Raw genomic sequence first — 12,229 nt, 5'->3', positions numbered from 1 at the left:
GACCCATGGACTTCGCATTCGACGCCCGCACCGAGGAACTCCGCACCGAGCTGCTGGCCTTCATGGACGAGCGCGTCCGTCCCGCCGAGGCGATCGCGCACGAACAGCGGGCCCTGCTCGCCGACCCGTGGGACACCCCGGCGATCGTGGACGAGCTGAAGGCCGAGGCCCGTAAGCGGGGGCTGTGGAATCTGTTCCTCCCGGACGCGGAGCACGGCGCCGGGCTCACCAATCTCCAGTACGCGCCGCTCGCCGAAATCACCGGCCGCAGCCCTCAGTTGGCCCCGACGGCGCTCAACTGCGCGGCGCCCGACACCGGGAACATGGAGGTCTTGGCGCAGTTCGGCAGCGACGAGCAGAAGAAGCGCTGGCTGGAGCCGCTGCTCGCCGGTGATATCCGCTCGGCGTTCGCGATGACCGAGCCGGAGGTCGCCTCGTCCGACGCGACGAACATCCGGACCCGGATCGACCGCGACGGCGGCGACTACGTGATCAACGGCCGTAAGTGGTACATCTCCGGGGCGATGAACCCGGACTGCCGGATCTTCATCGTGATGGGCAAGACCGACCCGGAGGGCGCCGACACCCGCCGCCAGCAGTCGATGATCCTCGTCCCTCGCGACACCCCCGGCCTCACCGTCGAGCGCGCGATGAGCGTGTACGGCTACGAGGACCACTACCACGGCGGCCACGCCGAGGTGGTCTTCTCGGACGTCCGGGTACCGGCGGCCAATCTCATCGGCGAGGAGGGCGGCGGCTTCGCCATCGCCCAGGCCCGGCTCGGTCCCGGCCGGATCCACCACTGCATGCGCCTGATCGGCATGGCCGAGCGCGCCATCGAGCTGATGTGCCTGCGGGCCGTGTCCCGTACGGCCTTCGGCAAGCCCATCGCCCAGCAGGGCGTGGTCCAGAACTGGATCGCCGACGCGCGGGTGACGGTCGAGCAGTTGCGGCTGCTGGTCCTGAAGACGGCCTGGCTGATGGACACGGTCGGCAACCGGGGCGCGCACACGGAGATCCAGGCCATCAAGATCGCGACCCCGCGCGCGGTGGTCGACATCATCGACAGCGCGGTGCAGCTGCACGGCGCCGGCGGGGTCAGCCAGGACTTCCCGCTGGCGGAGCTGTGGGCCGCCGCGCGGACGCTGCGGCTGGCCGACGGGCCGGACGAGGTGCACCAACGGTCGCTGGCGCGCCGCGAGTTGAAGAAGTACCTGTAGTCGAAGCCGTACCCGCAGCGGTGGCCGAAGCGGGCTGGGGCCTGTCGTTCGGATCAGGCCGGAGCAGGGACGGCGAGCCCGGCAAGATCCGAACGACAGGGCCTAGGGGCGCAGCGCGCGCAGCAGCAGGTCCGCGAGGTGGTCGGCGACCTGCTGCGGTGTGAGCGGGCCGTCCGGCCGGTACCAGGTGGAGAGGTGGTGGACCGACCCGAAGTGGTAGTCCACCACCAGGTCGGACGGCGTGGCGGAGGTGAACACCCCGCTGCGCTGGCCCTCTTCGACCAGGGCGCGGAACCGCTCGTGGTAACGCCGCCGCTCGGCCCGTACCTGCTTGTTCTTCTCCGGGCTCAGATAGTGCATCGAGCGGAAGAAGATCGCCGCGTCGTCCAGATTGTCGATGGTGGTCACGACGACGTCGGCCGCCGCCGCGCGCAGCCGCCGCTCCACGGGCTCGTCGGCGTCGGCGAAGGCGTCCAGCCGCTCCTGCTGGAGGCGGAGCACCCGCGCGTACACCTCCTGGAGGAGGTCTTCCTTGGAGCCGAAGTAGTGGTACAGCGCGCCCTTGGTGACGCCGGCCGCCTCCACGATCTCCTGGACCGACGTGCTGCCGTACCCCTGCTCGGCGAAGAGCCGGGTGGCGGCGGCCAGCAGCCGCTGGGGGACGGGGGTGCCGTTCCCGTCCGTCGTTCTGGCCACTGTCGCCACCTGCCTTTCTCAGCTCGCGGCGATGTTCGCCGCCGCGGTGTTCGACGCCGTCGCGTTCGGCGCCGTCTCCTTGCGTGAACGCGGTTCACGCCTGGGGATCTTCCCACTCGTGGTCCTGAACAGCTCGGGCAGGACCCGCACACCGTACGGCTCCGTCATCGCCCGGCTCCTTCCCATTTCTGCTGGATCTGGTTCATGCCGGTCAGCCAGCGGTCGGGGTCGGTGGAGCGGGCCCGGTAGTAGCCGGCCACCTCGGGGTGCGGGAGCACCAGGAACCGGTCCTCGGCCATCGCGTCGAACAGCGCGTCGGCGACGGCCTCGGGCTCGATCGCCGTCGGGGCGAGTACGAGATCGCCCGCGGATCCGGCGGAGGTGAGCATGTCCGTACGGACGCCCTGCGGGCAGATCGCGTGGACCTTGAGCCCTCGGTGGCGGTAGGTCAGCGAGAGCCATTCCGCGTAGGCGAGCGCGCCGTGCTTGGTGACGCTGTAGGGCGCGGCGCCGATCATCGTGAGCAGTCCGGCGGCGGAGACGGTGGAGACGAACCGGCCGGAGCCGCGCTCCAGCCAGTCGGGCAGCAGGATCCGGGAGGCGCGTACGTGCGCCATGACGTTGACGTCCCAGGCCGAGGCCCAGACGTCCTCGTCGGCGAAGGCGTCGCCGGGCGAACCGAGCCCGGCGTTGGCGCAGTAGATGTCGACGGTACCGCCGAGCGCGTCGCGGGCCCGCTCGACCACGGCGGAGGCGTCGCCCGGTACGGCGACGGCGCCGGAGCCGATGGACTCGGCGACGGCCTCGGCCTTCGCGGCGTCGAGGTCGTTGACGACGACGCGGGCGCCGCCGGCGGCGAATCCGCGGGCGAGGGCGGCACCGATACCGCCGCCGGCTCCTGTGACCACCACACGCGCGCCCCGCACCGTACTCATCGGACCTGCCTCTCCGGTTCACCGCGGAAGAACACCACTCGATCCTGGCAGACTAACCGGTCGGTATGTGGTGACGGAAGGGGCGCGGCCCCCGGGCCCGCCCGGCGGGCGGGTTCGTCCTCAGGACAGAACCGGCCACCCGACGCACCCGGTGAAAGCGGCCCGGACGCCACTAGAGTCCGTGTCCATGACAGAAGACATGATCACGGAGGTGGCCGAATGAGCCTGTCCAGACGGGGATTGCTCGCCGCGAGCGGCGCGGTGGGTGCGGCGGGGGCGGTCGGAGCGGCCGGTGCGCCGGTCGCGGCGGCGGCCGGCAAGAGCCAAGGCGGCGGGCGGGTCCGCACCGGCTTCGACCGCCTGGTGGCCGACGGCTACCGGCTGCTCGCCGGTCAGCGCGTCGGGGTCGTCACCAATCCGACCGGCGTCACGCACGACCTGCGGCACATCGTCGATGTCATGCACCCGGACGAGCGTGTGGACCTGACCGCCGTCTTCGGCCCCGAGCACGGCTTCCGGGGTACGGCGCAGGCCGGCGGTTCCGAGGGCAGGTACGACGACCCGGCGACCGGGCTGCCCGTGTACGACACGTACCAGACCAGCGGGCAGGCGCTCGCCGATATCTTCACCGAGTCCGGTGTCGACACGGTCGTCTTCGACATCCAGGACGCGGGCGCACGCTTCTACACCTACATCTGGACGCTGTACGACTGCATGGAGGCGGCGGCCCTCGCGGGCAAGCGCTTCGTCGTGCTCGACCGCCCGAACCCCGTCACCGGCCGGGCGGCGCTCGGTCCCGTACTGCACCCGGAGTTCGCCACGTTCGTCGGCCGCAAGCCGATCTCCCAGGCGCACGGGATGACGGTCTGCGAGCTGGCGCTCCTGTTCAACGGCGAATTCCTCGCGCGGCCGGTGGAGCGGCTGGACACCGTGAAGATGTCCGGCTGGCGCCGCTCGGACTTCTACGACTCCACCGCTCTGCCCTGGGTCCCGCCGAGCCCCAACATGCCGACGCCGGAGACCGCGCTCGTCTACTCGGGCACCTGTCTCTTCGAGGGCACGAACCTCTCCGAGGGCCGCGGCACGACCCGCCCCTTCGAACTCCTGGGCGCCGAGGGCATCGACCGCGCGTGGGCCGAGGCGGCCAACGCCGAGGAGCTGTCCGGAGTGCGCTTGAGGGAGGCGTACTTCGCGCCGACGTTCTCCAAGTTCCAGGGCAAGACCGTCGGCGGGGTCCAACTGCACGTCCACGACCGGGAGTCGTTCGACCCGGTGCGTACGGGGATCGCGCTGCTGGTGACGGCGAAGCGGTCGTGGAGCGGCTTCGCCTGGCGCCCGGACAACTGGATCGACAAGCTGACCGGCTCGACTTCCGTACGCACCCTGATCGACGCGGGCGCGGACACGGACGAGGTGGTCGGCGCCTGGCAGGGCGAACTCGCCGCGTTCCGGGCACAACGGGCACGTCACCTCCTGTACCGCTGACCGGTCCGGTGGCAGCCCTCAGGAGTGAAAAATCGCCTGATGGCTGCCATCGCATTTTCGATGGAGCCGGATCGGGCACGCGTACGTCTATTGGATGACGCTGGTACAGCAACCGACGGAGGTGGCAGGCGATGGCCGGATTCCGGAGTCTCGCGAGACAGGTGCGCGATCCACGATGTGATCTGGCGCTGCGCCGGTATTCGCTGCGTAAGTGCCTTGAACGATTCGCCCCTTATGGGCATCGAGCCACCTGGGACCATCTCTGCGAACGGCATGACATCGAGCCGGAGGACAGAGCTCCCGATCCGGCGCGGCTGACGGCGGCGCTCGACGAACTCGAAGAGGCGCGGGCCGTCTGGCTCGCCTACGAGGTCCAGTTCGCCAAGCGCCGTAAGCGCGAGAAGCACGACGGGCTGAGAAGACCGGGAACGTTCGACGACTGGCACCGCCGGACCTGGGGCGGCAACGGGGTGGCGCGGTGCGACGACCCGGCCGTCCATCCGACGGAGCCGCTCGCCGAGGTGTTGCGCCGGCTGATCGCCGGACTGGAGTCGGGACCGGGCGGCGTGTGCCCGGTGTGTGCGGAGAAGGGGATCGTCTGGCGGCCGGATCTGTCGCAGGCTCCGTGGTCGGGACCGGTGTGCAAGGGCTGTGGCATTGTCGTGCCGCGGCCCGTTCTCACATCCGAGGCCATGGAGCGGGCGAAGCTCGTGCGACAGCGGGAGCTGGCCTCGGTCGCCTGACCGCCGCCGGCCGGGGCGACCGAAGCGGACGGGACGGCCGAAGACGGCGGACGGCATACGGATCGGGCGGGGGCGCACCGGTCCGTCAGGACGCACGGCACGCCGAGGCGATCCGCCAAGGCGTACGGACACCGATGTGGATCCGTGGAGCTCGATCCGCAGGACGTACGGAGCAGCGCGCGGAGACTACTTCGGCGCGCGCCTGCGCTCCGCCAGGAGCCGGGAGCCGGACATCCGGTCGCCGAACGCGTCGTCCGGGTTGGACAGCACGCACGACTCCAGCGACAGACACCCGCAACCGATGCAGTCGGTCAGATGGTCCCGCAGCCGGCCGAGCTGTTTGATGCGCTCGTCGAGTTCCGAGCGCCATGCCTTGGAGAGCCGCGCCCAGTCGTCGTGGTTCGGTGTACGCCCCTCGGGAAGCTCCGCGAGAGCGTCCCTGATGGTGGCGAGCGGGATGCCCACGCGCTGGGCCGCGCGCACGAAGGCGACCCGGCGGAGGGTGTCCCTGCTGTAGCGGCGCTGGTTGCCGCTGGTCCTGCGGCTGCTGATCAGGCCCTTCGCCTCGTAGAAATGCAGGGCCGACGTCGCGGCACCGCTGCGCGCTGACAGCTGCCCGACGGTGAGTTCATGAACCTTCTCCGGAATCTTCGGCACCCGGCCGAGCCTACGTCGGCCCACGTGTCACGCGTTGACAGGACAGGCGGCCCCAACCATGCTGAGCAAGCGCTTGGACACCGCGCGGACTGCGCCTGAGAGGCAGGTATCGACAGACATGGCTGAGCCGAGGATCTTCACATCCGCGGAGGGACTGCGCGCCGCCGTCGGCGAGCAGTTGGGGCACAGCGACTGGCTGGAGGTCGACCAGAAGCGGATCGATCTCTTCGCCGAGGCCACCGGTGACCACCAGTGGATCCATGTGGACCCGGAGCAGGCGGCGAAGGGGCCGTTCGGCACGACCATCGCGCACGGCTATCTGACGCTGTCGCTCCTGCCGGTCTTCGTCCCGCAGGTCCTGGCCGTCGAGAACGTGACGATGAGCGTCAACTACGGCGCCAACAAGGTCCGTTTCCCCTCCCCCGTGCCCGTGGGCTCACGGGTGCGCGCGACAGCCGTACTGAAGGAGGTCGCCGAGGCGGGCGGTGGCGTACAGGTCACCGCGGTCGTCACGGTGGAACGCGAGGGCGCCGAGAAGCCGGTGTGCGTGGCGGAGTCGGTCTCCCGGTACTACTTCTGACCGGGTGCGGCGACCGGTCCCGGCAGCGGTCGGTCGCGCGACACCACCATGCGGAGCACGAGGTCGGCGTAGAGCGCGCCGACCTCGTCGGGCGTCCGGCGCCCCTGTGTGTTGAACCAGCGCGCCACGTCGATGCAGAGCGACAGCACGGCCAGGGTGGTGCCCGGCACGTCAGGGACGTCGAACTCCCCGTCGCGCACGCCGTCCTGGAGGATCCGGCGGACGGTCGCGTCGCTACGCCTGCGCAGTTCGACGATCTCGGTGCGGTGCTCGTCGGCGAGGGCGTCGAGTTCGTACTGGACCACGCGCGCCGTGGTGTGGCGTGCCGCGTGCCAGCGGACGAAGGAGCGGACCGCGTCGGTGAGCCGCTCGGCCGCCGTGCCGTCGCGGTCGGCGGCGGCCTCCAGGATCTCCAGGGCCTTGTCGTGGCCGATCCGGCTGATCCGGTGGAGCAGCTCTTCCTTGGTCTTGTAGTGGATGTAGAGCGCCGCAGGGCTCATCCCGGCCCGGCTCGCGATGTCGCGGGTGGTGGTGGCGTGGTACCCGCGTTCGGCGAACGCCTCCACGGCGGCGACGAGCAGCCTTCTGGCCGCCTCGGGGGTGACCTCACCCCACGGCACGCCCTCGCCGTCGGCCGTCCGTTCCGCCGTACGCATCGCTCTCGCCCCTTCCGGTCAACAGAACGCACACCCTACCCCGAAGGTGAGCAAGCGCTTAGGCCCTGTCCGGCGGACAGGACCTGGGCCTGTCGTGGAACTCCGGTCGTACCGCCGCCGGGCGGTGGGGCCGGGACCGGCGCCCGGGCCACAGCCATACGATGTGCGCCATGGCCCGACCCCGCAAGCCGCTCCTCAGCAGAGACCGCATCGTCGCGACCGCGGGCGCGCTCGTGGACGCCGAGGGGCTCGGTGCCGTCTCCACCCGCCGGCTGGCGGCGGAGCTGGGGGTCAGCGGGCCGTCCCTCTACAACCACTTCCGCAACAAGGACGAGATCCTGGACGCCGTCGCGGACTCCGTCAGCGCGCAGGTCGATCTGTCGATGTTCGACGAGGACGACGTACGGGACTGGCGCACCGCGCTGCACGACTACGCCGTCTCCTACCGCGCCGCGCTCACCGCGCACCCGCACATCGTGCCCGTGCTCGCCCAGGGACCGGGCCGCCGCCCGGCGGGACTGCGGGTGGCCGACGCCGTCTTCGGCGCGATGGTCCGGGCGGGGTGGCCACCGGCCCAGGCGACCCATATCGGGGCGCTGATGCGGTACTTCATCACGGGCTCGGCGCTCGGCTCGTTCGCGCGCGGCTTCGTGGACGACGAGACGGCGTACGACCCCGCCGACTATCCGCACCTCGGACAGGCCCATCTGCTGGCCGAGCGGCAGCAGCGGGTGGACGAGGGGGCCTTCGAGACGGGGCTCAGGGCGCTGATCGACGGGCTGGCAGGGCAGTACGAGACAGTTCGGGCCACACCGAAGAGTTCTTGAGGCACCCTGGAGACATGCCGCAGACCTCCACCCCGAAAGCGCCCGGCTCCACCGCGGAACCGGCCACCGCCGACCCCTTCGGACTCCCCGCCCCGTCGGCGTCCCCCGGCTCGCTCCTCGCGGGCTTCGCCGCGCTGCTCGCCGACGAGACACGGGCCGTCTTCTGCCTGTCCCTGCTCGACGGGCGAGCCTGGACGGCCGGCGAACTGGCACGCGAGGCCGGTGTCGCCGCGTCCACCGCCAGCGAGCACATCGGCAAGCTGATCGCCGCGCGGCTGGTCACCGAGGAGCGGCAGGGCCGCCACCGGTACGTGCGACTGGCCGACGCGACCACCGCCGAGCTGGTCGAGTCACTGGCCGCGCACGTCATGCCGGGCCGCGACAGCCCGCACATTGTGCGCACGTCGAGGGCGAGCGGCGCCATGGCCCGCGGACGCACCTGTTACGACCATTTCGCCGGCCGGCTCGGGGTGACGATCACCGAGGCCATGGGGCGGCGCGGACTGCTGCTGACGGACGCGGGCTTCGCCCTCACCGAGCAGGGCACCGACTGGTTCCACGAGCGGGGAATCGCGCTGGGGAGCGCAGGCCGGCGCCCGGTGGTCAGCTCCTGTCTGGACTGGACGGAGCGCCGCCGTCATCTGGCGGGCGTGGCGGGGGCCGGCCTGTGCCGGCTCGCCCTGGAGTCGAAGTGGTGTGTGCGCATCGGAACGGAGCGGGCGGTGCGGGTGACACCGACCGGTGAGCACGCGTTCGCCGAGCTGCTGGGGATCGAGGCGGCCAGGCTCCGGTAATACTTCGGTGACAGCCGAAGTGTTAAGGGCTTAACATCTCCGCATGGCGAAACTCTTTCCGCGTGCCCAGGCGCGCCCGGCCGCACCGGCGGCCGCTCAAGGCACGTCCACCGCGCCCGACAGATCCACCGGCCGCGCGCAGCCGCTGGCCCTGGCCGCCGCCGGGGTCACCGTCATCCTCTGGGCGTCGGCCTTCGTATCCATACGCAGCGCGGGTGAGGCGTACGCGCCGGGCGCGCTGGCACTCGGCCGGCTGCTGACCGGATCGCTGGTGCTGGTCGTGATCCTGCTGATACGCCGCGAAGGGCTGCCACCGCGTGCCGCCTGGCCCGGCATCGTGGTGTCGGGGCTGCTCTGGTTCGGCGGCTACTCGGTCGTCCTCAACTGGGGTGAACAGCTGGTCGACGCGGGCACCGCGTCCCTCGTCGTCAACATCGCGCCGCTGCTCATGGCGCTGCTCGCGTTCCGGCTGCTGGGCGAGAGCCTGGCGCCCCGGCTGCTCACGGGTATGGCGGTGTCCTTCGCCGGCGCCGTGGTGGTGGGCCTGTCGATGGCCGGCGGCGGCAGCACCTCCGTACTCGGCGTCGTGCTCTGTCTGGTGGCGGCGGTGGCCTACGCGGGCGGTGTCGTCGCGCAGAAGCCCACGCTGGCGTACGCGACCCCGTTGCAGGTGACGACGTACGGCGCCCTGATCGGGGCGGTCGGCTGCCTCCCGTTCGGCTGGCAGCTCGTCCAGGACGCGGCGCACGCGCCGCTGTCGGCGACGCTCAACATGGTCTACCTGGGTGTCTTCCCGACCGCGCTGGCGTTCACGACCTGGGCGTACGCCCTGGCCCGTACGACCGCGTCACGGATGGGCGCCACGACGTACGCGGTGCCGGCAATCGTCGTCCTGATGGCCTGGCTGCTGCTGGACGAGATCCCCGGCGCGCTCACGCTCGCCGGTGGTGTGCTCTGCCTGGCGGGGGTCGCGGTGGCGCGCTCCCGCCCGCGCCGGGTGAAAGCGCGACCGATTGAGGGGACTTGAGCCCCGGCGCCGTCAGAAGACGACCAGTGCCCGGCCGCCACGTCCGGCGAGCATCGTGTCGAACGCGGCCGGGATCCCGTCCAGGGTGATCCGTGTCGTCACCAGCGAGCCGAGGTCGAGGCGGCCGGCCCGGACGTGTCCGGCGAGGACCGGCAGATCGCGGACCGGGTCGCAGTTGCCGTACACGCACCCGGACAGTGTGCGGCCCCAGTGGAACAGCTCCAGCGCGTTGAACGTCACCTGCTGGTCCTTGCCGCCGATGCCGACGACCGTGGTCCGGCCGCCCCTGCGGGTCGACTCCCACGCCGTACGGATGGTGACGGCGCGGCCGACGCACTCCACGGCGACGTCCGCGCCCTGCCCGTCGGTCAGTCCGCGTACCTCCTTGGCCGTGGTGGCGCAGGAGACGAGATAGTCGGTGGCTCCGGCGGCCCGCGCCAACTCCTCCTTCTCCGGGGAGACATCGACGGCGATGATCTTCGACGCGCCGGCGATACGGGCGGACTGGAGCACCGCGAGGCCGACGCCGCCGACGCCGAAGACCACCACGGTCTCGCCGGCGCGCACCTGGGCCGAGTGGTGCACGGCGCCGTATCCGGTGAGGACGGCGCAGCCGAGCAGGGCGGCGTCGGTGAGCGGGATGCCGTCGGGGACCGGCAGGACGCAGTTCGCGGCGACGACCGTCTCCTCGGCGAACGCGGCGACGTTCAGGCCGGGATGGAGGTCGGTGCCGTCGGCCGTACGGGCGTGTATCCCGCCCGCTCCGGTCAGCGCCGAGGCGCAGAGCCAGACTTCGCCGAGTCGGCAGTGGTGGCATCGACCGCAGGACGGCGCCCAGTTGAGGACGACGCCGTCGCCCGGTGCGACGTGGGTGACGCCCTCGCCGACGGACAGAACCGTGCCGGCGCCCTCGTGGCCGAGGACGGCGGGCACGGGCAGTCGCATGGTGCCGTCGGTCAGGGACAGGTCGGAGTGGCAGACCCCGGCGGCGGCGAGCCGGATCCGCACCCGGCCGGGGCCGGGCTCGGGCAGTTCGATGTCGGTGATCTCCAGCGGAGCTCCGACGGCGGGCAGGACGGCTGCGCGGACCACGATCGGTTTCTCTCCCGGCTCAGAACTGGAGGGACTTGGTCTGAAGGTACTCGGCGAGGCCGTGCGGGCCGAGTTCCCGGCCGACGCCCGACTGCTTGTAACCCCCGAACGGCGCCAGGGGGTTGAACCGGCCGCCGTTGATGTCGACCTGGCCGGTGTCCATCCGCCGCGCGAAGGCGACGGCCTCGTCCCGGTCGCCCGCCCAGACCGCTCCGGCGAGGCCGTAGACGGTGCCGTTGGCGATCCGCAGGGCGTCGTCCTCGTCCTCGTACCTGAGGATCGACAGGACGGGCCCGAAGATCTCCTCCTGCGCGATGCTCATCTCCGGGGTGACGTCGGCGAAGACGGTCGGGGCGACGAAGTAGCCGGTTTCGTGCGGGGGTTGGGCGCCGCCCGCGACCAGCCGGGCGCCCTCGGCGACGCCCTTCTCGATGTAGCCGCGCACCCGCGCCCGCTGTCCCGCGTTGACGACGGGTCCCACACGGCACAGTTCGTCGTGCGGGTCGCCCGCACGGTACGAGGCGACGGCGGCCGCGGCCGCTTCCACGGCCTCGTCGTACCGGTCGGTGTGGACCAGCATCCGGGTCCACGCGCTGCACGTCTGGCCTGAGTTGGTCATGACGTTGGCGACTCCGGCCTTGACGGCCTTGGCGAGATCGGCGCTCGGCAGGATCACGTTCGCGGACTTCCCGCCCAGTTCCAGCGCGACGCGCTTGATCGCCGCCCCCGCCGTGGCGCCGATCCGCCGGCCGACGGCGGTGGAGCCGGTGAAGGAGACGAGGTCGACGTCCTCGTGCGCGGCGAGCGCCTGCCCGGCGACGGCGCCGATACCGGTGACCACGTTGACGACGCCGGCGGGCAGCCCCGCCTCGTGGACGGCCTCGGCGAAGAGCTGTGCGGTCAGCGGGGTGTCCTCGGCGGGCTTGACGACGATCGTGCAGCCGGCGGCGAGCGCGGGGGCGACCTTGGCGACGATCTGGTGCAGCGGGTAGTTCCAGGGGGTGATCGCGCCGACGACACCCACCGGCTCCATCAGCACGGTCGAGTTGCCGATCCGCTCCTCGAAGGCGTAGGAGGCGGCGAGTTCGGCGTACGAGCCCGCGACCGTCACCGGCGCCGAGGCGTGCACGGCCCTCGACAGCCGCAGCGGCGAGCCGAGTTCGGCGGTGACGGTCTCGGCGATCTCGTCCTTGCGCGCGGCCATCGCGTCCCGCAGGGCCGCGAGGCGCGCCGCGCGTTCGACGGGCGGGGTGGCGGCCCAGCCGGGGAAGGCGGCCCGCGCGGCACGTACGGCGGCGTCGATGTCCTCGGCGGTGCCCGCCGGGACCTCCGCGATGACCTCTTCGGTCGCCGGGTTGACGACGGCGATGGTGTCGGCGCCGGCGGCGGGGCGCCACTCGCCGCCGATGTACATGCTGTCGTGTGCCTTCATCGGTGTTCCTCCCGGGGCTGCCGCGCACGGCCGGTTCGGCGTCGTCCCACCCAAACTAGCGGTGTTAGTTTTCCGGCGCCAGGGA

At 71.6% G+C, this 12,229-nt stretch carries 14 protein-coding genes; 7 read left to right on the top strand and 7 right to left on the bottom strand.

Going from position 1 to position 12,229, the window contains the following annotated elements:
- Nucleotides 1–5: 5 nt before the first annotated feature.
- Complete coding sequence (locus ACFWHU_RS19095; protein ID WP_387225834.1) at nt 6–1,220, top strand: acyl-CoA dehydrogenase family protein; 1,215 nt, start codon at nt 6–8, stop codon at nt 1,218–1,220.
- A gap of 102 nt (nt 1,221–1,322) precedes the next feature.
- Here ACFWHU_RS19095 and ACFWHU_RS19090 read toward each other — a convergent pair whose 3' ends face one another.
- Genes ACFWHU_RS19090 through ACFWHU_RS19080 form a run of 3 tightly spaced genes read right to left on the bottom strand, consistent with a single transcriptional unit; the run spans nt 1,323 to nt 2,851 of the window.
- Entirely contained in the window at nt 1,323–1,916 is a 594-nt protein-coding gene (locus ACFWHU_RS19090) for a TetR/AcrR family transcriptional regulator (protein ID WP_387225832.1), read from the bottom strand.
- Between the two features lie 18 nt (nt 1,917–1,934).
- Nucleotides 1,935–2,084, bottom strand: a complete 150-nt coding sequence (locus ACFWHU_RS19085; RefSeq protein WP_385795870.1) for a hypothetical protein — start codon at nt 2,082–2,084, stop codon at nt 1,935–1,937.
- The gene (locus ACFWHU_RS19080) at nt 2,081–2,851 is read right to left on the bottom strand and encodes an SDR family oxidoreductase (RefSeq protein WP_385795868.1); all 771 of its coding nucleotides are present in this window, start codon (nt 2,849–2,851) and stop codon (nt 2,081–2,083) included. Before ACFWHU_RS19080 ends, ACFWHU_RS19085 begins: the two co-directional genes overlap by 4 nt.
- A gap of 219 nt (nt 2,852–3,070) precedes the next feature.
- Between ACFWHU_RS19080 and ACFWHU_RS19075 the strand changes: the two genes are divergently transcribed.
- A complete protein-coding gene (locus ACFWHU_RS19075) occupies nt 3,071–4,336 on the top strand; it encodes an exo-beta-N-acetylmuramidase NamZ domain-containing protein (RefSeq protein ID WP_387225829.1) in 1,266 nt (421 codons plus the stop codon).
- A 131-nt stretch (nt 4,337–4,467) separates the two neighbouring features.
- Nucleotides 4,468–5,079, top strand: coding sequence for a hypothetical protein (locus ACFWHU_RS19070; RefSeq protein WP_385795862.1), 612 nt, complete (start codon nt 4,468–4,470; stop codon nt 5,077–5,079).
- Nucleotides 5,080–5,265: 186 nt separating this feature from the next.
- Here ACFWHU_RS19070 and soxR read toward each other — a convergent pair whose 3' ends face one another.
- A complete protein-coding gene (gene soxR / locus ACFWHU_RS19065; protein ID WP_385795860.1) occupies nt 5,266–5,736 on the bottom strand; it encodes a redox-sensitive transcriptional activator SoxR in 471 nt (156 codons plus the stop codon).
- A 118-nt stretch (nt 5,737–5,854) separates the two neighbouring features.
- On the opposite strand from soxR, the gene ACFWHU_RS19060 reads away from it, so the two are divergent.
- Nucleotides 5,855–6,316, top strand: coding sequence for a MaoC family dehydratase (locus tag ACFWHU_RS19060; RefSeq protein WP_385795858.1), 462 nt, complete (start codon nt 5,855–5,857; stop codon nt 6,314–6,316).
- Here the strand turns inward: ACFWHU_RS19060 and ACFWHU_RS19055 are convergent.
- On the bottom strand, nt 6,307–6,972 hold the full coding sequence (locus ACFWHU_RS19055) for a TetR/AcrR family transcriptional regulator (RefSeq protein WP_385795856.1): 666 nt from the start codon (nt 6,970–6,972) through the stop codon (nt 6,307–6,309). The two genes, ACFWHU_RS19060 and ACFWHU_RS19055, sit on opposite strands and share 10 nt — an antisense overlap.
- A 170-nt stretch (nt 6,973–7,142) precedes the next feature.
- Between ACFWHU_RS19055 and ACFWHU_RS19050 the strand changes: the two genes are divergently transcribed.
- From ACFWHU_RS19050 to ACFWHU_RS19040, 3 genes are read left to right on the top strand one after another with little or no spacing between them, the layout of a single operon-like run.
- Nucleotides 7,143–7,799, top strand: coding sequence for a TetR/AcrR family transcriptional regulator (locus tag ACFWHU_RS19050; protein WP_385795854.1), 657 nt, complete (start codon nt 7,143–7,145; stop codon nt 7,797–7,799).
- 14 nt (nt 7,800–7,813) lie between these two features.
- Complete coding sequence (locus ACFWHU_RS19045) at nt 7,814–8,593, top strand: ArsR/SmtB family transcription factor (RefSeq protein ID WP_387225826.1); 780 nt, start codon at nt 7,814–7,816, stop codon at nt 8,591–8,593.
- A gap of 43 nt (nt 8,594–8,636) precedes the next feature.
- Nucleotides 8,637–9,620 (top strand): DMT family transporter, encoded by a 984-nt coding sequence (locus ACFWHU_RS19040; RefSeq protein WP_385795849.1) that lies wholly within the window; start codon nt 8,637–8,639, stop codon nt 9,618–9,620.
- 12 nt (nt 9,621–9,632) lie between these two features.
- Here the strand turns inward: ACFWHU_RS19040 and ACFWHU_RS19035 are convergent, their stop codons facing one another.
- Together ACFWHU_RS19035 and ACFWHU_RS19030 are read right to left on the bottom strand one after the other, a co-directional pair.
- Nucleotides 9,633–10,712, bottom strand: coding sequence for a Zn-dependent alcohol dehydrogenase (locus ACFWHU_RS19035; RefSeq protein ID WP_387225824.1), 1,080 nt, complete (start codon nt 10,710–10,712; stop codon nt 9,633–9,635).
- Between the two features lie 19 nt (nt 10,713–10,731).
- A complete protein-coding gene (locus tag ACFWHU_RS19030) occupies nt 10,732–12,144 on the bottom strand; it encodes an aldehyde dehydrogenase family protein (RefSeq protein ID WP_387225821.1) in 1,413 nt (470 codons plus the stop codon).
- Nucleotides 12,145–12,229: the final 85 nt, after the last annotated feature.

Origin of the sequence: Streptomyces sp. NPDC060366 (assembly GCF_042725135.1) — a bacterium.
Classification (GTDB): domain Bacteria; phylum Actinomycetota; class Actinomycetes; order Streptomycetales; family Streptomycetaceae; genus Streptomyces.
The sequence above is the reverse complement of the archived record's forward strand: the minus strand, read 5'-3'. Positions and strand labels throughout refer to the sequence as shown.